The 18,082-nt window shown below is 73.1% G+C and carries 21 protein-coding genes; 3 read left to right on the top strand and 18 right to left on the bottom strand.

Annotated elements, in window-relative coordinates; translation table 11 throughout:
- Positions 1-3: 3 nt before the first annotated feature.
- The gene (locus tag Q5530_RS09165) at positions 4-465 is read right to left on the bottom strand and encodes an Lrp/AsnC family transcriptional regulator (RefSeq protein ID WP_415361794.1); all 462 of its coding nucleotides are present in this window, start codon (positions 463-465) and stop codon (positions 4-6) included.
- 150 nt (positions 466-615) lie between these two features.
- On the opposite strand from Q5530_RS09165, the gene Q5530_RS09160 reads away from it, so the two are divergent.
- Both Q5530_RS09160 and Q5530_RS09155 read left to right on the top strand, forming a co-directional pair.
- Complete coding sequence (locus Q5530_RS09160; protein WP_241828460.1) at positions 616-834, top strand: BldC family transcriptional regulator; 219 nt, start codon at positions 616-618, stop codon at positions 832-834.
- A gap of 52 nt (positions 835-886) precedes the next feature.
- Positions 887-1,084, top strand: a complete 198-nt coding sequence (locus Q5530_RS09155) for a hypothetical protein (protein WP_380634653.1) — start codon at positions 887-889, stop codon at positions 1,082-1,084.
- A 38-nt stretch (positions 1,085-1,122) separates the two neighbouring features.
- On the opposite strand, the gene Q5530_RS09150 is transcribed toward Q5530_RS09155, so the two are convergent.
- The 4 genes from Q5530_RS09150 to Q5530_RS09135 all read right to left on the bottom strand — a co-directional run bounded on the left by Q5530_RS09150 (position 1,123) and on the right by Q5530_RS09135 (position 6,040).
- Entirely contained in the window at positions 1,123-2,646 is a 1,524-nt protein-coding gene (locus Q5530_RS09150; RefSeq protein WP_415361793.1) for an AAA family ATPase, read from the bottom strand.
- Positions 2,647-2,778: 132 nt separating this feature from the next.
- Positions 2,779-3,717 carry a c-type cytochrome biogenesis protein CcsB gene (gene ccsB, locus Q5530_RS09145; RefSeq protein ID WP_415361792.1) on the bottom strand — a complete coding sequence of 313 codons (939 nt, stop codon included), beginning with the start codon at positions 3,715-3,717 and terminating at the stop codon, positions 2,779-2,781.
- The gene (locus Q5530_RS09140) at positions 3,717-5,210 is read right to left on the bottom strand and encodes a cytochrome c biogenesis protein ResB (protein ID WP_415362080.1); all 1,494 of its coding nucleotides are present in this window, start codon (positions 5,208-5,210) and stop codon (positions 3,717-3,719) included. The genes ccsB and Q5530_RS09140 overlap by 1 nt, the downstream gene beginning before the upstream one ends.
- Positions 5,211-5,263: 53 nt before the next feature.
- Complete coding sequence (locus Q5530_RS09135) at positions 5,264-6,040, bottom strand: cytochrome c biogenesis CcdA family protein (protein WP_415361791.1); 777 nt, start codon at positions 6,038-6,040, stop codon at positions 5,264-5,266.
- A gap of 165 nt (positions 6,041-6,205) precedes the next feature.
- Between Q5530_RS09135 and Q5530_RS09130 the strand changes: the two genes are divergently transcribed.
- The gene (locus Q5530_RS09130) at positions 6,206-7,189 is read left to right on the top strand and encodes a M64 family metallopeptidase (RefSeq protein ID WP_415361790.1); all 984 of its coding nucleotides are present in this window, start codon (positions 6,206-6,208) and stop codon (positions 7,187-7,189) included.
- Positions 7,190-7,225: 36 nt separating this feature from the next.
- Here the strand turns inward: Q5530_RS09130 and Q5530_RS09125 are convergent, their stop codons facing one another.
- The 13 genes from Q5530_RS09125 to Q5530_RS09065 form a co-directional block, all read right to left on the bottom strand.
- Positions 7,226-7,807, bottom strand: coding sequence for a TlpA disulfide reductase family protein (locus Q5530_RS09125; protein WP_415361789.1), 582 nt, complete (start codon positions 7,805-7,807; stop codon positions 7,226-7,228).
- Positions 7,804-8,460 carry a histidine phosphatase family protein gene (locus tag Q5530_RS09120; RefSeq protein ID WP_415361788.1) on the bottom strand — a complete coding sequence of 219 codons (657 nt, stop codon included), beginning with the start codon at positions 8,458-8,460 and terminating at the stop codon, positions 7,804-7,806. The genes Q5530_RS09125 and Q5530_RS09120 overlap by 4 nt, the downstream gene beginning before the upstream one ends.
- Positions 8,457-9,758, bottom strand: coding sequence for a glutamate-1-semialdehyde 2,1-aminomutase (gene hemL / locus Q5530_RS09115; RefSeq protein ID WP_415361787.1), 1,302 nt, complete (start codon positions 9,756-9,758; stop codon positions 8,457-8,459). Before hemL ends, Q5530_RS09120 begins: the two co-directional genes overlap by 4 nt.
- A gap of 11 nt (positions 9,759-9,769) precedes the next feature.
- Positions 9,770-10,192 carry a hypothetical protein gene (locus Q5530_RS09110; RefSeq protein ID WP_415361786.1) on the bottom strand — a complete coding sequence of 141 codons (423 nt, stop codon included), beginning with the start codon at positions 10,190-10,192 and terminating at the stop codon, positions 9,770-9,772.
- Between the two features lie 13 nt (positions 10,193-10,205).
- The gene (locus Q5530_RS09105) at positions 10,206-10,646 is read right to left on the bottom strand and encodes a DUF3093 family protein (protein WP_415361785.1); all 441 of its coding nucleotides are present in this window, start codon (positions 10,644-10,646) and stop codon (positions 10,206-10,208) included.
- Between the two features lie 11 nt (positions 10,647-10,657).
- On the bottom strand, positions 10,658-11,233 hold the full coding sequence (locus Q5530_RS09100; protein WP_415361784.1) for a hypothetical protein: 576 nt from the start codon (positions 11,231-11,233) through the stop codon (positions 10,658-10,660).
- Positions 11,234-11,264: 31 nt separating this feature from the next.
- Positions 11,265-11,678: a hypothetical protein gene (locus Q5530_RS09095; RefSeq protein ID WP_415361783.1), complete on the bottom strand. Its 414-nt coding sequence runs from the start codon at positions 11,676-11,678 to the stop codon at positions 11,265-11,267.
- A complete protein-coding gene (locus Q5530_RS09090; protein ID WP_415361782.1) occupies positions 11,675-12,310 on the bottom strand; it encodes a hypothetical protein in 636 nt (211 codons plus the stop codon). Before Q5530_RS09090 ends, Q5530_RS09095 begins: the two co-directional genes overlap by 4 nt.
- Before the next feature lie 10 nt (positions 12,311-12,320).
- A complete protein-coding gene (locus tag Q5530_RS09085) occupies positions 12,321-12,860 on the bottom strand; it encodes a hypothetical protein (protein ID WP_415361781.1) in 540 nt (179 codons plus the stop codon).
- 11 nt (positions 12,861-12,871) lie between these two features.
- Complete coding sequence (gene hemB, locus Q5530_RS09080) at positions 12,872-13,855, bottom strand: porphobilinogen synthase (RefSeq protein WP_415361780.1); 984 nt, start codon at positions 13,853-13,855, stop codon at positions 12,872-12,874.
- Positions 13,856-14,251: 396 nt separating this feature from the next.
- Entirely contained in the window at positions 14,252-15,784 is a 1,533-nt protein-coding gene (locus Q5530_RS09075) for a uroporphyrinogen-III synthase (protein ID WP_415361779.1), read from the bottom strand.
- Positions 15,785-15,800: 16 nt separating this feature from the next.
- A complete protein-coding gene (hemC, locus tag Q5530_RS09070) occupies positions 15,801-16,742 on the bottom strand; it encodes a hydroxymethylbilane synthase (protein WP_415361778.1) in 942 nt (313 codons plus the stop codon).
- Positions 16,739-18,061, bottom strand: a complete 1,323-nt coding sequence (locus Q5530_RS09065; protein ID WP_415361777.1) for a glutamyl-tRNA reductase — start codon at positions 18,059-18,061, stop codon at positions 16,739-16,741. Before Q5530_RS09065 ends, hemC begins: the two co-directional genes overlap by 4 nt.
- Positions 18,062-18,082: the final 21 nt, after the last annotated feature.

The following is an 18,082-nucleotide window of genomic DNA, read 5'->3' as shown; positions in this document are numbered from 1 at the left end:
GGCTCAGGCGTCGGGGCCGGTCGTGGCGGTGTTGGGACGTCCCTCGAACCGCGTGGACAGCACGACCGTGGTGCGCGTGCGCGCCACGCCCGGGATGCGCCGCAGCCGGCCCAGCGACCGCTCCAGGTCGTCCACCGTGGCCACCCGCACCTTGACGATGAACGACTCGTCGCCGGCCACCCGGTAGCACGACTCGACCTCGATCAGCTCGCCCAGCGCGACGGCCAGGTCGTCGTCGTCGGCGGTGTCGGTGGGGTGGACCCCGATCAGCGCGGTCACCCCCAGGCCGACGGCGCTCGGGTCGACCACGGCGTGGTAGCCGGTGATGACCCCGGTGGCTTCGAGCTTGCCGACCCGCTCGTGCACGGCGGAGGCCGACAGGCCGACCTTGCGACCCAGGTCGGCGTAGGTGGCCCGACCGTTCGCCCGGAGAGCGGCGATGATCTGGCGATCAAGAGCGTCCATCGGGTACAGGGTAGGGCCAGGGGGGTGGATGTCCGAACCGCGCGCTTCGTCCCTTACTACCTCTTTACCATCACCCAAGCGTTCGAGTACCCGAAGGGTGTGATGCCACGATGCGTCCGGTACGTCTGTTCACCAGCGGGGAGGATCACCGTGACCGTGACGCAGGGACACCAGGGGGAACGGCTGCTCACACCGGGCGAGGTCGCGAACCTGTTCCGGGTCGACCCCAAGACGGTGACCCGCTGGGCCACCGCGGGTCGCATCGGTTCGATCCGCACGCCGGGCGGGCACCGGAGGTTCCGCGAATCCGAGGTGCAGCAGCTGTTGTCGCAGCTGACCACCGAGGCGACCGAACCGGTCAGGCACTGACACCGCACACCTCCGGCACGAGGGTAATCTCGTGGCAAAGGAGGTGGCGACCATGCTGTACCTGCTCGCGGTGGTCGGTGCGCTGACGATCGCCGTGCTGCTGTGGCGTGCGTTCGGACCGGACCGGCTCGACACCGCCCCCAGTCGTCGGTTCGTGGCGCCCGACGACAACCCGGACTTCCTGCGGGAGCTCGGTGAGCAGCGCAAGAAGCCGCAGGACCGCAAGGAGCCGCAGGACGAGGAAGAGTGACGTCGGGGGGCCTCGCCACCGAGGCCCCCTCGTCGGGACTAGCTGTTGGGGAAGTCGTCCGCCACGGTGGCGGCCAGCTCCAGCAGGGCCAGCCGGGTCGCCGGGTCGAGCTTGTCCAGCTCGATCTCCGCGCCCTCCTCCAGGTGCGAGTCGAACGGGATGCGCACCACCGCGCGGCACCGCTGGGCGAAGTGCGCGGCCAGCTTGTCCAGGTCCACCTTGCCCGAGCCCGGCCGCACCGAGTTGATCACCACGACGGACTTCGCCACCAGCTCGCGGTAGCCGTGCGCGTCGAGCCAGTCCAGCGTCGCCGCCGAGGTCTGCGCGCCGTCCACCGAGCCGGACGACACCAGCACCAGCGAGTCGGCCTGGTCGAGCACGCCCTTCATGGCCGAGTGCATCAGACCGGTGCCGCAGTCGGTCAGGACGATGTTGTAGAACAGCTCCAGCAGCGAGACCGTGCGCAGGTAGTCCTGGTCGCTGAACGCCTCCGACACGGCCGGGTCCTGGTCGGACGCCAGCACCTCCAGCCGGCTGGGCGACTGCGAGGTGTACGCGCGCACATCGCTGTACCGGGTGATGCGCGAGGCGTCGCGCAGCAGGTGCCGCACGGTCGCCGTGGTCTCCCGGGGCACCTTCAGCGCCAGCGTGCCCCGGTCGGGGTTGGCGTCCACCGCGATCACCCGGTCACCGCGCAGCGACGAGAACGTGGAGCCCAGCGTGGTCGTCGTGGTGGTCTTGCCGACACCGCCCTTGAGGCTCAGCATCGCGATCTTGTAGCACCCGCGCAGCGGCTGGTTGATCCGCGCGATCAGCTCGCGCCGCCGCAGGTCGGCCGGGCTCTCGCCCAGGTTGACCAGGCCGCCGGTCACCGCGTGCAGGGTCTTGCGCCAGCCGGACTGCGGCGGGCGCTTGGCGCGCTTGATCAGCTCCTGCGAGGACATCGAGTTCGCGTTGGCCTGCTGCGGCTGCTGCGGCTGCGGTTGCGGCTGGACGCTCTGCGGGAAGTTGTTGGGGAACCCGCCCTGGAACTGCGCGCCCTGGAACTGCCCCGGGCCCACCGGGTACGGGCCGGACTGCGCGCCGGGCACCTGGTAGGCACCGGACTGGCCGCCCGACACGGCGGGGTACGGACCCGACTGGCCACCGGACACCGGGTACGGGCCCGACTGGGCACCCGGCACCTGGTAGGCACCGGACTGGCCACCCGACACCGGGTACGGGCCGGACTGGGCACCGGGGACCTGCTGCGGACCGGGCTGGCCGGGCACCTGGTGCGGCCCGGACGGCGCGCCCTGCGCCGGGAAGCCGCCGGAGGGCGGACCGGTCACCGGGCCGATGGCCGCCGGGTCCAGGTACACCGTCTGCGGCTCCGTGTACCGGGGCTCGGGGTTCGGCTGGGGTTCGGCGTACTGGGGATCCGCGTACCGGGGCTCGGGGTGCTGGGCGCCGGGCGCCTGCTCGACCTGGTGACCGCCCGACTGGTTCGGGTTGGGCTGCTGCCCCTCCTCGCCGGGCGGCTGCTGCCACGACGGCTCGGGATTCTCGTAGCGACCGGTCACCGCTGGGGTCCTCCCTGAGCTGAGCGGATCGAGACCTCCCCGACCCCACCCGTTCGACGGTAGCCGGGGACCTGCGGTTCCACGACACCGGGTGGGGGCTGGGAAAAGCCTTCCAGCAGGTGGTCTACGCGATCAGCCGACGCCGGCGTACGAGTGCAACCCAGTCGTTACGAGGTTGATGAAGAACAGGTTGAACACGGTCAGCGCGAAGCCCAGCGAGTTGATCCACGCCGCCGGCCTGCCGCGCCAGCCGGCCGTGGCCCGCGCGTGCAGGTACGCCGCGTAGACGACCCACGACACGAACGCCACGGTCTCCTTGGGGTCCCAGCCCCAGAACCGGCCCCACGCCGCCTCGGCCCAGATGGCGCCGCAGATGATGCCGATGGTGAACAGCGGGAACGCGAACACCGTGCTGCGGTAGGCGAGCCGGTCGAGCATCTCGGCGTCGGGCAGCTTGACGAACCGCGCGCGGCCGGAGGACTTCAGCAGGTACAGCACGCTGGCCACGCCCGGGACCAGCAGCATCCCGCTGGACACCGAGATCACCGACACGTGCACCACGAGCCAGTACGACTGGAGCGGCGGCGGCACCGGCGACGCCTCGGCGTAGAGGACGGTGCCGCCGAGGAACATCAGGACGACCACCGGCACGAGCACGAACCCGCCGAGCCGGCGCACCGGGAACATCCGCGCCAGCACCAGCCACGTCACCACGCCCGCGAGCGTGAGCAGCGACATGTACTCGTACATGTTGCTCCACGGCACGCGCCCGGTGGCGAAGCCGCGCAGCACCAGCGAACCGGCCTGGAGCAGCACGCCCAGCACGTTCAGCGCCAGCCCCATGCGGCCCAGGCGCTCGGCGCGGGACTTCTCCGGCCTGGTCACGCGGCCCGGCGCCCAGGTGCCGTCGGCCCGCGTGCCGCCGGCCGCGACCAGCGACCCGGCCCTGGCCTTCGCGGGCCGGGCGAACGCGGCCTCGCACAGGTACAGGACGGCGGCGAGGAAGTAGACCAGCACCGCCGCGCCGTAGGTCCAGTCGCTGTAGGTCGACAGGGTCTGGTTGACCGGCATCAGCTGCCCTCCTTGTGTGCGAGCAGGTCGCGGGACAGCCCGCCGAACTCCTCGCCGTACCCGGCCTGGTCGGTCCGCGCGAGGCCGCCGACCTCAATCAAAGTACGCCCGTCCCCGAGCGGCGTCGCCCGCACCCAGACCCGGCGCCGCTTGATGCTCAGCGACACGCCCAGACCCAGGATGACCAGCACGGAGAACACCAGCACCCAGTTCTGCGCGGGGTCGTGCGAGACCTGGAGGGACACCCAGTCGCGCACACCCTCGAAGCGGACGGTGGTGCCGTCGTCGAGGGTGAGCTGCTCGCCCTGGCCCAGGTTCTGCCGGGCGACCCGCTCGAGCTTGCCGTCCTCGATCATCTTCTGGTCGAGGGAGAAGATGGACTGGCCGCGGCCGGAGTCGGTGCCCAGGTCACCGCGGTAGACGTCGATGGCGACCGCCGGGTCGTTCGCCGCGGGGAACGCCGAGTCCAGCAGCTCACCTTGGTACGCGGCGGTGGGCGCGAGCAGGCCGGTGATGGCGAGCTGGCTGCGGCGGCGCTCCTCGGCGTCGGGCACGTCCGGCGGGTCGAACTTGGTCGCGCCCTCCGAGGCCAGCGTGACCGGGTCGACCGGCCGCCACTGGATCGCGCCGGTGCGGGTCTGCCCGTTGGGGAAGGTGACCGTGAACACCGGCGTGTAGCCGTGGCCGAGCAGGTAGACGCGGTCGCCGGCGGTGCGCAGCGGGCTGTTCACGCGCAGCGGGTAGGGCCGCCACGTGCCGCTGTCCAGGTCCGCGCCGGACTGGTACCCGATGTCGGCCAGGAAGCTCTCGGCCTGGCCGTTGTGCAGGTAGGAGGCGGAGAAGTCGTCCACCTTCACGCAGAACGGGGTGAGGCCGGAGCCGTCCACGCGCAGGCCGGGCCGGAACGTGTCGTAGTTGTAGACGCCGGAGTTGCAGAACTGGCCGCCGTCGGCCTGCACGATGACCTGGCCCTCGTAGCCGAACATCTTGCCCAGCGCGAACGCCACCAGCAGGCCGAGCAGGGCGAAGTGGAAGACCAGGTTGCCGGTCTCGCGCAGGTAGCCGCGCTCGGCGCTCACGGTCCGGGTGCCGTCGGCCTCCTCGGCGGTGACGCGGCGCCAGCCCCTGAGGCGGCGCTCGGCGTTCGCGACGACGTCGTCGGGGGTGGTCCCGACCTCGGCGCTCGCGTGGTGCGGCATCCGGGCCAGGTTGCGCGGGGTCAGCACGGGCCTGGCCCGCATCTGCTTGAAGTACTCCCAGGTGCGCGGCAGCAGGCAGCCGACCAGGGAGACGAACAGCAGCACGTAGATCGCGGAGAACCAGTAGCTGGCGTAGACGTCGTAGAACTGGAGGTCGTCGAGGAAGCGGCCCCACCAGCCGTTCCCGGCGATGTACTCGTCGACCTTGCGGGCGTTGAGCGAGCGCTGCGGCAGCAGGGCGCCCGGCATCGCGCCGAGGGCGAGCAGGAACAGCAGGGTCAACGCGGTGCGCATGGCCGTGAGGCCGCGCCACGTGTTGCGCAGGAAGGCGAGGGCGGTGTTCGGCACTAGAGCGGCAGTTCCAGGTCGTTGACCACGTTGTCGCGCAGCCAACCGACGAAATCGCCCCACAGGCCGGTGACCAGGGCGACGCCGACCGCGATCAGCAGCACTCCGCCGAACACCTGCACCTGGCGCACGTGGCCGCGCAGCCAGCCGGTCACCCGCACCGCCCAGCGCGCGCCGAGCGCGATCAGCACGAACGGCAGGCCCAGGCCCAGGCAGTAGGCCAGCACCAGCACCGCGCCGCGGGCCGTGGCCGAGCCGACCTCGGTGCTGCGGGCCAGCGCGAGCACGCCCGCGAGGGTCGGGCCGAGGCACGGGGTCCAGCCCAGCGCGAAGACGCCGCCCAGCAGCGGCGCGCCGACCAGGCCGGCGCTGGGCGCGCGGCGCAGGCGGACGTCCTTCTGGAGGGCCGGCACCAGGCCGATGAACACCAGGCCCATGGCGATGGTGACGACGCCGCCGATGCGCTGGAGCAGGTCGGTCTCGAACCAGAACAGGTCGGTCAGGCCGAGGACCACGAACGAGGTCAGGGCGAACACGACGGTGAACCCGAGGACGAACAGCAGCGCCGCGCCCGCCACCCGCCAGCGGCCGGTCTTGCGGGCCTCGCCGTCGCTGACCGCGGGCGCCTCCGCGCCGACCAGGCCGGCGAGGTAGGCGAGGTAGCCGGGGACGAGCGGGACCACGCACGGGGAGGCGAAGGAGATGGCCCCGGCCAGCACCGCCACGCCGGTCGCGAGCAGGATCGGACCCGAGGTGGCCAGATCTGTCGGGTTCACGCCGTCCAGGGTAGGTAGCCCCTTGACAGGTCCGCGCACCGGACTCCCCTAGGAGCGACCCGGCTCACAGTTCCCCGCCCATCGAGACAGCTTCCCCGACCGAAGAAAACTCAAACCCAACCATCAACCCTTGTGGGTGAACAATCAACTTCATAGCGTGACGACATGCGCGTACACCGGCTGACCCTGCCGCTGCTGGCCGTCGCCCTCTCCGTCGTCGCCGCCCCCCTGCCCGGTGGCGCCGCGGAGTCCGGCCCGCCCGTCGAGACCGGGCTGGAGCGGATGGAGGTCTTCTCCCCCGACGGCACCATCACGCGGACCGACGTGCCGCGGGCCTTCGAGGCCGCGGCCTCGCCCGACGAGCTGGAGGCCGACGTGGTCGCCATCCAGCAGACCGGCGCCCCGGACCAGCGGTTCGACCTGGTGTTCGTGGGCGACGGCTACACCGCGGCCGAGGTCGGGACCTTCCACTCGCACGTGGTGGGCAAGTGGGCGGAGCTGTCCGCCGTGGAGCCCTTCGCCTCCTACAAGCAGTACTTCAACGTCTGGCAGGTCAACGTCACCTCGCCCCAGTCCGGTGTGAACCACGACCCCACCCTGGGCGTCGAGCGCGACACCGCGCTGGACATGGGCTTCTGGTGCCAGGGCCGGGACCCCCAGACCGAGCGCCTGCTGTGCGTGAACCAGACCAAGGCCACGCAGTTCGCGGCGCTGGCGCCCGGGTCGGACCAGGTCATCGCGCTGGGCAACACCGCCAAGTACGGCGGCGCGGGCGGCGGCGTCGCCACCGCGGCGGGCGCGAACGACCAGGCCGGGCAGATCGCCGTGCACGAGCTGGGGCACTCCGTCGGCGGGCTGGCCGACGAGTACGACTACCCCTACGACCGGTACTCCGGCTCCGAGCCCGCCGAGGTCAACGTGACCGCGGACCCCACCGGCGCGAAGTGGGCCGAGTACCTCGGGCAGTCCTCGCCGGACGGTGGCGTGGTCGGGGCGTTCGAGGGCGCGAAGTACTACAGGTTCGGCCTGTACCGGCCCACCGACAACTCGATCATGCGCACGCTGGGCCGGGAGTTCAACCTGATCGGGCGGGACGCGATGGTCGAGGCGTTCCGCGCCAGGGTGCCGGAGCTCCAGACCGGGCCGTGAAGCCGGGAAGTACCGGACCGCGGCGGCGGGGTCCTCTCAGGACTCCGCCGCCAACCGGTCCACGATGGGCATCAGGTCGCTCGCGATCACGCCGCCCAGGAACGCCGCCGCCACCCGGTGCCGCCGGTCCAGCACGAACGTCGACGGCACCGTGTTCGGGTGCAGCCCGCGGAAGGCGAGCATCGCCCGCCCGGACTCGTCGTAGATCGACGGGTAGGTCAGCCCCCGGTTGCGCATGAAGTCGCGCGGCAGCTCGGTGGAGGTCTCCTTGACGTCCACCCCCAGCACCCGCACGCCCAGCGCGCCCTTCTCGTCCTGCACCTGCTGGAGCTCGGGCGCCTCCGTGCGGCACGGCGGGCACCACGCACCCCAGATGTTGATCACCACGACCTGGCCCGCGAAGTCCTTCGCCAGCGAGATCGTCCGACCGTCCTCCATCAGGCTCGGGCCGGTGAGGTCGCCCAGCGCCTTGCGCTCGTCGCCCTCGTAGCGGAGCTTGGTCTCGCCGTTCGGCGCGACCAGCTGGAACTCGCCGCCCGCCACGACCGCGTCGTCACCCGTCGAGCACGCCGTGGTGACCAGGAGGAGCGCGGACAGGACCGCCGCCACCCGCCTCATGCGCCGGTCACCCGCGGGTTCGTGGCGCCGACCGGCTCGGAGTAGACCAGGCGCACCAGCTGCTCCCCCTCGAACACCAGGCTCGTCAGGGACGCCAGCGAGCACTCGCGCCGCCGCGGGTCGTGCCACATCCGGCGGCCCTCCAGGAACCGCCGCAGCGTCCAGATCGGCAGCTGGTGCGACACGCACACCGCCTCGTGGCCCTCCGCCACCGCCCGCGCCCGCTGCACCGCGCCCAGCATCCGGTGCGCGATCCCCAGGTAGGGCTCGCCCCAGGACGGCCGGAACGGGTTGACCAGCTTCGGCCAGTGCTCCGGCGAGCGCAGCGCGCCGTCGCCGACCGACACCCGCAGGCCCTCGAACTGGTTGTCCGCCTCGATCAGCCGCTCGTCGGTGCCCAGCTCCAGCCGGTGCGAGTCGGCGATGGGCGCGGCGGTCTGCTGGGCCCGGTCCAGCGGCGAGGCCACCACGTGCGCGATGTCGTGGTCGGCCAGGTGCTCGGCCACGGTCAGCGCCTGCCGCCGACCGCGCTCGGACAGCCGGAAGCCGGGGATGCGGCCGTAGAGGATGCCGGTCGGGTTGTGCACCTCGCCGTGGCGCAGCAGGTGGACGACGGTCCGGTTCCCGCCCCCGGTGGGCGCGTGGTCCCTCACTTCGCCGCCCCCGCCGTGACCTGCGCCGCGGCGCGCGCGGCGGCCGGCAGGGCGTCCGCGACGACCTCGAAGTCCCGCTCGGTCATGGCCGCGTTGACGAACCACGCCTCGAACGCGCTCGGCGGCGGGTAGACGCCGCGCTCCAGCAGGGCGTGGAAGAACGGCGGGAAGCGCCACGTCTCGGCGGCCTGCGCGCCCGCGTAGTCGGTCACCTCGTGCTCGGTGAAGAACACGCTGACCAGGTTGCCCGCGAACTGCACCCGGTGCGCCACGCCCGCCTCGGTGAGCGCGGCGGTGAACAGCGAGCCCAGGCGCGAGGCGTTGGCGTCGAGGGTTCGGTAGACGTCGTCGGTCGCGGCGCGCAGCGTGGCCAGGCCCGCGGCCACCGCGACCGGGTTCCCGGACAGCGTGCCCGCCTGGTAGACCGGGCCGGACGGGGCCAGTCTGGACATCACGTCGGCGCGGCCGCCGAACGCGGCGGCGGGCAGGCCGCCGGACATGACCTTGCCGAAGGTGTAGAGGTCGCCCTCGACCCGCTCCAGGCCGTACCAGCCGGCGCGGGACACGCGGAAGCCGGTCATGACCTCGTCCATGATCAGCAGCGCGCCGTCGGCGCGGCAGAGGTCGCGCAGCTCGGCGTTGTGCCTCGGGGCGATCGCGCCCATGTTGCCCGCGGCGGCCTCGGTGATCACGCAGGCGATCTCGCCCGGGTGGTCCGCGAAGACGCGGCGCACGGCCTCCGGGTCGTCGTAGGGCAGCACGATCGTGTCGGCCGCCTGCGCGCCGGTCACGCCCGGCGAGGTGGGCAGGCCGAGGGTGGCGACGCCGGAGCCCGCCTGAGCGAGCAGCGCGTCCACGTGGCCGTGGTAGCAGCCCGCGAACTTGACCACCTTCCGGCGGCCGGTGAAGCCGCGGGCGAGGCGGATCGCGCTCATCGTGGCCTCGGTGCCGGAGTTGACCAGGCGGACCTGCTCCACCGGCGCGACCCGGTCGATGATCTCCTCGGCCAGCTCGATCTCGCCCTCGGTGGGCGTGCCGAACGACAGACCGCCGGTGGCGGCCTCGCGGACGGCCTCGACCACCCGGGGGTCGGCGTGGCCGAGGATCATCGGGCCCCAGGAGGAGACGAGGTCGACGTACCGGTTGCCGTCGGCGTCCCACAGGTGCGGGCCCTCGCCGCGGACCATGAACCGCGGCGTGCCGCCGACCGAGTGGAACGCCCGGACCGGGGAGTTCACGCCGCCGGGGATGACCGCCGTCGCGCGCTCGAACAGGGCCTGGGATCGGGTCGCTGTCACGGGGTCCAGTTTCACACGTCGTTGTTTGTGACCTGCTGCACGCCGGGTTTTGCCACCTGGTGGGGGTGGGCGGGCGCGGGGTGCGCGGGCGAGAAGTCCTCGTCCGGGTACTCGTGGTCGTGGTCGTGCTCGGGTCGGCGGGAGCGGGTGGCCAGCACCGCCTGGCGGACCGCGTCGAGCACCAGCACGCCGGCCACGGTGGACAGGGCGACCGCGAGGCCGATCCAGTTGCCGCGGTAGCGGGTCGCCCCCAGCGGCTCGTGGTCGGGGACCGGGTAGCTGTGGTGCTCCACACCGCGTTGCCAGCACCACACCGCCGCCAGGACCAGCAGCACGCCGAGCAGCACCTCGCCGGCGGCGATGAACGCCCGCTTGGGCTGGTGCAGCCTCGGGGACTCGGGCACGGTCTGGCTCTCCGCGGTGGCCGCTGTCACGCCGGTCAGCTTCTCACGTGCCGCTCGTCGGCAGCAGCCTGGCCACGGCGGCGCGCAGGGCGTCCGCGTCCCGGGCCCAGGCCGTGACGACCGTGCCGTCGGCCAGCCGGACCGGGACCGGTCCCGTGCCGCGCGGCAGGGTCCAGCCGCCGCCCAGGACCCTGGCGCCCGCGCGCCGCTCCACGCCCTCCACCTCGGCGATGTCCCGCACGGGCAGCTCCTCGCGGCCCTGGTGCAGCGCCGCGGGCGTGAGGCGCACCTCGTAGACGCGCCGCCTGCCCTGCACCCAGACGAGGGTCGGCAGGACCAGCGCCAGCGCCACGACCACCCACAGGAGGGGGCGGACGGCGCCGGTCAGCGCCTCCACCGCGAAGCCGAGCAGGGCGAACACCGGGCCCCACAGCAGGGGCCACCAGGACGCGCCGGGCTCGGCGTACAGGGTCGGCTGCTCCACTGTCCCCGCCCTCAGCCCAGGTTGCCGGCGAAGTAGTGCCGGGTGCCCGGCAGGAAGCTGAACACGGCCGCGGCGGCGGGCAGCGCCAGGCGCAGCGCGCTCACCACCCAGGGAACTGGTTCGGCGTCGCCGCGGGCGGCCACGACCGCGGCGGCCAGCGCCAGCACGCCCAGGACCAGCGCGCCGCCGCACAGGCCGAGGCGGGCGTGGTAGCTGCCGCGCAGGAGGGCGACCGCGCCCCACAGGCCGGCCAGGGCCACGCAGGTGGTGGCGAACAGGGTCATGACCGGGCCGAAACCGGCGAGCGAGCCGGGGCCCGCGAGGGCCTGGGCGATCGTGCCGAGGGGCCACGACAGGGCGGCGAGCAGCCACAGCGCGAACGCCACGGCGACCGGGGCCGGGCGGAGGACCGCGGTGGAGGACTGGTCCACCTCCCGCATCCGGCCCGGGAAGCCGAACGGGTGGGGTGGCTGGTGTGGCGGCTGGTGGGGTGGTTGTTGGTAGGGCTGCTGCGGGTAGGGCTGCTGCTGCGGGTAGTTCACCGGGCGCAGGGGCGTGCCGTAGGGGTCGAACGGCGGCTCGGTCATGTCGTCACCGTCCTCGGTCGGGGTCGGCCCGCTAGTGCCGCCTCACCCACTGTGCCGTACCGGGCACCCAGGTGAGGGCCAATCCGGCGGCGATCAGCAGGAGCACGACCAGGTTCGCCGCGTCCCCGCTCGCCCCCGGCAGCACGATCCACAGCACGTGCAGCACGGCCACCGCGGTGAGCACGCCCCGCGCCCACCGCTTGCCCGCCTTCAGCAGCCACCCGAACAGCCCGTAGCCGATCGCGAGGAGCGCGCTGACCAGCGCGAGCTGCAGCAGGATCTCGTTCACCCGCGCCGGTGGGTCGCCGGCCCGCTCGGCGGCCGCCAGCAGGTCGTCGCGCCGGAACCACAGCACGGCGTGCTCGAACAGCACGAAGGCGGCCAGCGCCAACCACACGCCGACCGCCCCGCGCACGACGGCGGGCGGTTGCTCGCGCACCGTCACCCGAGTCGCTTGGCCGCCTCGAAGTACTCCTTCGAGGCGGGGGTGTAGAGCAGGAAGACGGCGGCCACCAGCGGCACCACCACCAGCAGGCTGAGCAGGGTGAAGCCGAACATGCTCAGCAGGAGCGCGACGATGCCCGTCACGTTCAGCCAGGTCCGCGCCCACGGCCGGCCGGCGCGCGCCTTGACCGCGAAGAACACCAGCAGGCCGGCCACGACCACGGCGGCGACGGTGAAGAACACCTGGAACGCGACCAGGCCGGTGCGCAGCTGCTCGTCGGTCAGGCCCTGGCTGCCGCCGTTCTGCTTGGCGATGTCGACCACGGCCTGGGGGTTGGCCAGCATGATCAGCAGGGCCGCGACCGCGAGGATCGTGATCAGGGCGGCTGTGGCGAGCCACAGCCAGAACGAGATCCGGACCTGCTTCGGCGCGGTCCGCGAGGCCGCACCCGGGACCTCGCTCTCCGGGGTCGGGTAGCCGCCGCCGGACGGGTGGCCGGTGCTCGGGTAACCGGCGGGCTGGTACCCCGTGGACTGGTACCCGGCTGGCTGCTCGGACTGCGGCGGGGGAGGCGCCGGGGTGGCGTACGGCTCCTGCTGCGGCCGGTGCTCCGGGTCCTGTGGCGTGGTCACGGGTGGAACGCTAAGGGTGACCAGGGGCCCTGTCCACCGTGACGGGCCGCGACCGGAAGTACCCGGCGGCGGCGGGCTGGAACGCCAGCACCACGGCCACCGCGTCGATCGCCATGGTGATCACGTTGAACACCAGGTCCAAGGGGCTCACCACCAGCCCGTACGCGGTCGCGAAACCGGTGCCGACGGTGATCAACCGCACCACGCCGAGGAACGCGCCGGCGACCGCCAGCACGGTCAGCACGACGCGCGCCCAGTTGCGGCCGGCGGCCATGCGGTTCGCCAGCCTCGTGCAGATCAGCACCAGGCCGACCGCGAGCAGCAGGCTGAAGAAGGTGCCGCCGGTCGCGGCGGCGTCCAGCTCGTCCTGGCCCAGCTCCGGCTGCCGCGCGCGCAGCTCGCCGATCAGCATCTCCCGGTCGGACACCTGCACCAGGAACCTGGCCATGCCGACGACGGCGCTGAGGATGAACAGCCACCGGGCCAGGTCCACCGGCTTGGGCGGGGTGGGGCGAGGCGCCTTGGGCCTCCGCTGTCGCCGTTCCGGCACCGGGGTCCTCATCACCGGTCGCGGGCGCCGAGCCAGCCCGCGGCTTCGACGGCCCAGTAGGTCAGCACGACGGCCGCGCCGGCGCGGCGGATCGAGGTCAGCGTCTCCAGCACGGTGCGCTCCCGGTCGATCCACCCGTTGCGGGCGGCGGCCTCGACCATCGCGTACTCGCCGGAGATCTGGTACGCGGCGACCGGCACCGTGGAGAGCGCGGCGACGTCCTTGATCACGTCCAGGTAGGGCAGGGCGGGCTTGACCATGACCATGTCCGCGCCCTCGGCCAGGTCGAGGGTCGCCTCGCGGAGCGCCTCGCGGGCGTTCGCCGGGTCCTGCTGGTAGGTCTTGCGGTCGCCCGAGAGCTGCGACTCCACCGCGTCCCGGAACGGGCCGTAGAGGGCGGAGGCGTACTTGGCGCTGTAGGCGAGGATGCCGGTGTCGGTGAAGCCGGCCTCGTCCAGGGCGGTGCGGATGAAGCCGATCTGGCCGTCCATCATGCCGCTGGGTCCGACCACGTGCGCGCCCGCGCGGGCCTGGGCCACGGCCATCTCGCCGTAGACCTCCAGGGTGGCGTCGTTGTCCACGGCGCCGTCGGGGGTGAGCACGCCGCAGTGGCCGTGGTCGGTGAACTCGTCCAGGCAGCAGTCGGACATCAGGACCGTGCTGTCGCCCAGTTCGGCGCGCAGGTCGGCGAGGGCGGCGTTGAGGATGCCGTCGGGGTCGGTGGCGCCGGAGCCCACCGCGTCGCGCTCGGCGGGGACGCCGAACAGCATGATGCCGCCGACCCCCGCCTGGACCGCCTCCACCGCCGCCTTGCGGAGCGACTCGCGGGTGTGCTGGTGGACGCCCGGCATGCTCTTGATCTCGGTCGGCTGCCGCGCGCCCTCCTTGACGAACATCGGGAGGACCAGCTGGCGCGGTTCGACGGTCGTCTCGCTGACGAGGCGGCGCATGGCCGGCGTGGTGCGCAGGCGGCGGGGGCGGTGGGCTGGGAACACGGCGGGTACTCCCTGTCGGTCTAGCCGGTGTGGCGTTCACGAGCGCCGGGGGTCGATCCCGGCTCGATGTGACACGGGGCCCTTACGGGTACCGGAGGCAGGCCGCAACCGGCAGGCCCAGCGGGGAAGAGCGCCCCGCCGAGCCTGCCGGCTCCGACCAGCCTATGGCACCCGAACCCATGTCAAATCGGGCCTCGTCGGCTGCCTTCCGTCCCGTCGTGGTCCCTACTTGTCCTCGCGAGTCGTACGTCCAGGTCGGGCGAGTCGTACGTTCCGGTCGGGCGTGTCGTACGTCCAGACCCGGCGAGTTGAGTGTTCAGGTGCGCGAGTCGAACGTTCACGACCACCGTGTCGAACACTCGGGACGGGTGAGTTCTGCGTTCAGGACGGGTTTCTTCAGGAGCGGCGGAGGCGCTTGGTCTTGCGCGGGGGCGGCAGGGCGCCTTCCGCGCGCAGGCGGGCGGCGTGCTGGGCCAGGGCGTCCACCAGGGCCGGGACGTTGGCGTCCTCCGGTTGGACGTCCACCCTGAGGCCGAACTCGCGGGCCGTTTCGGCGGTCTGGGGGCCGATGCAGGCCACCAGGGTCCGCGCGTGCGGCTTGCCGGCTATGCCGACCAGGTTCCGGACGGTCGAGGACGAGGTGAAGCACACCGCGTCGAAACCGCCGGACTTGATCATCTCGCGGGTGTCGGCGGGCGGCGGGGCCGCCCGGACGGTGCGGTAGGCCGTGACGTCGTCGATCTCCCAGCCCCGATCGCGCAGGCCCGCCGCCAGGGTCTCGGTGGCGATGTCGGCGCGCGGGAGGAGCACCCGGTCGACCGGGTCGAGGATGTCGTCGTACGGCGGGAAGTCGGCCAGGAGACCTTCCGAGGACTGCTCGCCGGACGGGACCAGTTCCGGGATGATGCCGAAGCTCCGGACCTTGGCCGCCGTCGACTCGCCGACGCAGGCGATCTTGACGCCGGAGAAGGCGCGGGCGTCCAGGCCGAACTCGCGGAACTTCTCCCAGACCGCGCGCACGGCGTTGGTCGAGGTGAAGACGACCCACTGGTAGCGGCCGTCCACGAGGCCCTTGACCGAGCGCTCCATCTGGGCCGGGCTGCGCGGGGGCTCCACCGAGATCGTGGGTACCTCGACCGGGATCGCGCCGTGGGAGTGGAGGCGGTCGCTCATCGCGCCCGCCTGCTCCTTGGTGCGCGGGACGAGGACGCGCCAGCCGTACAGGGCGCGGGACTCCCACCAGGACAGCCTGGTCCGGTTGGCGACGGCCGCGCCGACCGTGACGACCAGCGGGCCGCCCAGGTCGCCCGCGTCCTGCGCCAGGCCGGCCAGGGTGGTGTCCACCGTGCGCTGGCTGAAGCCGGTGCCGTCGGCGGTCACCGAGACCGGGGTCTGCGGTGCCAGGCCGTGCTCCACCAGGGACGACGCCGCCTCGGCCAGGTGGCTCCCGGTGGCGTGCAGGACCAGGGTGCCGGGCGCGGAGGCCAGGCCCGCCCAGTCGGTGACGCCCCGGACGTCGGCCTCGGTGTGCACGGCGCCGAGGGCCACGCCCGCGTAGGCGGGCACGGCCGTGCCCGCGGGGACGCCGGGGACGACGTCGAACGCGATCGTGGTCTTGGAGACGGCCTGGGCCTCCTTGACCACGGAGTCCAGGGTGAGCGGGTCGCCCGCCACCAGGCGGACCACGGCCGCGCCGTTCTTGGCCTCGGTGACCAGGTCCTTCGCCACGTCGGCGGGGTCGCCCACGGCCGGGCGGACCTCGACGCCGTCCGGTACCAGCGCCACCACCTCGGCCGGTACGTCCGGGTCCGTCACCACCAGCTCGGCCTTGGCGAGCAGGTCACGGGCACGGACCGTGAGCAGCCCGGTGTCGCCGGGGCCTGAGCCCACGAAGGCGACTCGGCCGGGGGTCTTTCGTGCGCGGGTCATCTGAGGGCACTCCCCATCAACTACGCCTCGCCGGCGACGCAGTGGCGTGGCCGGAGAGGTCGAGCAACTCGGCGGCCAGCGCGCGGCCGAGTTCCTCTGCTGCGGTCAAGTCACCGGTGGCGGACGCACGGAGGAGGTCACCGTCCTCCGTCGCCATGACCCCGCGCAGGGACAGGCGGAGCACCACGGTCCCCTCGTCGCTGAGGTCTTCCACCACATCGGCCAGTGCGCCGACCGGCGCGCTGCAACCCGCTTCGAGCGCGGCCAGGAGGGCGCGCTCGGAGGCCACAGCGGCCCTGCTGGCCGAATCGTCCAGGGTGGACTGGAGCAGGTGCTCGGCGTCGACGTCGTCGACCCGGCACTCCACCGCCAGGGCGCCCTGCGCGGGCGCCGGGAGCATCTGGATCGGCTCCAGGGTCTCCGTGATCTCGGCGGTGCGGCCCAGGCGCGCGAGTCCCGCGCGGGCGAGCACGACGCCGTCCAGCTCACCGTCGGTCACCTTGCGGATCCGGGTGTCGACGTTGCCGCGCAGCGGCACCACCTCGATGCCCAGGCCGAGCGCGTTGAGCTGGGCGGCACGCCGGGGTGAGCCGGTGCCGACCCGCGCGCCCTGCGGCAGTTCGCCGAGGGTGAGGTTGTCGCGGGCGACGAGGGCGTCGCGCGGGTCCTCGCGGGGTGGCACGGCGGCCAGCGACAAGCGCGGGTCGCGGGCCGTGGGCAGGTCCTTGTACGAGTGCACGGCCACGTCGATCTCGCCGTTCGCGAGGGCGTCGCGGAGGGCTGAGGTGAAGACGCCGATGCCGATCTCGGCGATGGGCGCGTGCGACCGGTCGCCGGGTGTGGAGATGGTGACGATCTCCACGTTCGCGCCCGCCGCGCGCAGCTGATCGGCCACGTGGCCGGTCTGCGCGAGGGCGAGGGCGCTGCCGCGGGTGCCGATCCTGAGGGTGCGGTTCACCGCTTTTCACCTTCGGGTTGGGTCTTGTGGGGTGTGCTGACGGCGGACGGCGCCTGCGGGTCGAGCCCGAACAGCTCGCGCAGCGCCTCGGCGTAACCGGCTCCCCCGGGCGCCGCGGCCAGCTCCTTCACCCGCACGGTGGGGGTGTGCAGGAGCTTGTCCACGACCCGGCGCACGGTCTTGGCCAGCTCGTCGCGCACCGCGCCGTCGAGTTCGGGCAGTCGCTGGTCCAGGCGCAGCAGTTCGGCGTCGACGACCTCGGCGGCGCGTTTGCGCAGGGCCGTCACGGTGGGCGTGACCCCGGCCGAGCGCTGTCCGGCCAGGTAGGCGCGGACCTCCTCGGCCACGATCTCCGCCGCGCGCCGGGTGTCCTGGCCCGTGGGGGCGTCGGACAGCCGGCGCTGGAGGGTCTCCAGGTCGACCACGCGCACGTTGTCCAGCAGCGCGGCGGCGGGGTCGACGTCCTTGGGCAGGCCGAGGTCGCAGACGACCAGCGGCCGGTCCGGGGTGCGGTCGCCGATGTGCTCGGCGCCGACGACCGTGTCGACGGAGCCGGTGCAGGCGAACAGCACGTCGGCGGTGGCGATCTCGTCGGTCAGGGCCCGCAGGTCGGTGTGGCGGGCGCGCACGCCCTCCTCGGTGAGGGCGGTGGCCAGGCGCTCGCCGTTGGCGGCGGTGCGGTTGGCGACCACGACCTCGCCGATGCCGGCGCGGCGCAGGTGGGCGGCCGCCAGGCCACCCATGGACCCGGCGCCGACGACGACCGCCTTGCGGCCGGTCAGCCCGTCGAGGGCCCGACCGGCGTCGGTGAGGGCCTCGGACACGACGGACGCGCCGGCGTGGTCGATGCCGGTGTCGGTGTGGATGCGCTTGCCGACCCGCAGGGCCTGCTGGACCAGTTCGTGCAGGGTGCGGCCGACGACGCCGGCCGCGTCGGCGGCGTTGTAGGCGGCGCGGAGCTGCCCGAGGATCTGGGCCTCGCCGACGACCATCGAGTCCAGGCCGCCCGCCACGGAGAACAGGTGCTCGACGGCGGCGGCCGAGTAGTGCACGTACAGGTGCTCGAACAGCTCGGCCGGCTCGGCGCCCGCCTGGCGGGCCAGCACCTCGACGACCTCGTTCATGCCGCCGTGGAAGGTCTCGACGAGCGCGTAGACCTCGACCCGGTTGCACGTCGACAGCAGCACCGCCTCGGACACGCTGGGCGAGGTCAGCAGCTGGTCGAGCACCTTGTCGCGGTCGGCGTCGGCCACCGCGACGCGCTCCAGGACGGGCACGGGGGTGGTCCGGTGGGACAGCCCGACGACGAGCACGCTCATGCCGCCTCCACCGTTCGGCCG

This window comes from Saccharothrix sp. BKS2 (assembly GCF_047689505.1).
In the GTDB taxonomy this organism is placed as follows: domain Bacteria; phylum Actinomycetota; class Actinomycetes; order Mycobacteriales; family Pseudonocardiaceae; genus Actinosynnema; species Actinosynnema lopnurensis.
Note: the sequence above shows the minus strand (reverse complement) of the source record. Positions and strands in the feature narration are given on the sequence as shown.

What these genes read in the sequence shown, in the direction of transcription:
- Q5530_RS09165 (WP_415361794.1), bottom strand. Translation starts at nt 465, where the DNA reads ATGGACGCTCTTGATCGCCAGATCATCGCCGCTCTCCGGGCGAACGGT.
- Q5530_RS09155 (WP_380634653.1), top strand. Translation starts at nt 887, where the DNA reads ATGCTGTACCTGCTCGCGGTGGTCGGTGCGCTGACGATCGCCGTGCTG.
- ccsB (WP_415361792.1), bottom strand. Translation starts at nt 3,717, where the DNA reads ATGCCGGTCAACCAGACCCTGTCGACCTACAGCGACTGGACCTACGGC.
- Q5530_RS09140 (WP_415362080.1), bottom strand. Translation starts at nt 5,210, where the DNA reads ATGCGCACCGCGTTGACCCTGCTGTTCCTGCTCGCCCTCGGCGCGATG.
- Q5530_RS09130 (WP_415361790.1), top strand. Translation starts at nt 6,206, where the DNA reads ATGCGCGTACACCGGCTGACCCTGCCGCTGCTGGCCGTCGCCCTCTCC.
- Q5530_RS09125 (WP_415361789.1), bottom strand. Translation starts at nt 7,807, where the DNA reads ATGAGGCGGGTGGCGGCGGTCCTGTCCGCGCTCCTCCTGGTCACCACG.
- Q5530_RS09100 (WP_415361784.1), bottom strand. Translation starts at nt 11,233, where the DNA reads ATGACCGAGCCGCCGTTCGACCCCTACGGCACGCCCCTGCGCCCGGTG.
- Q5530_RS09075 (WP_415361779.1), bottom strand. Translation starts at nt 15,784, where the DNA reads ATGACCCGCGCACGAAAGACCCCCGGCCGAGTCGCCTTCGTGGGCTCA.
- Q5530_RS09065 (WP_415361777.1), bottom strand. Translation starts at nt 18,061, where the DNA reads ATGAGCGTGCTCGTCGTCGGGCTGTCCCACCGGACCACCCCCGTGCCC.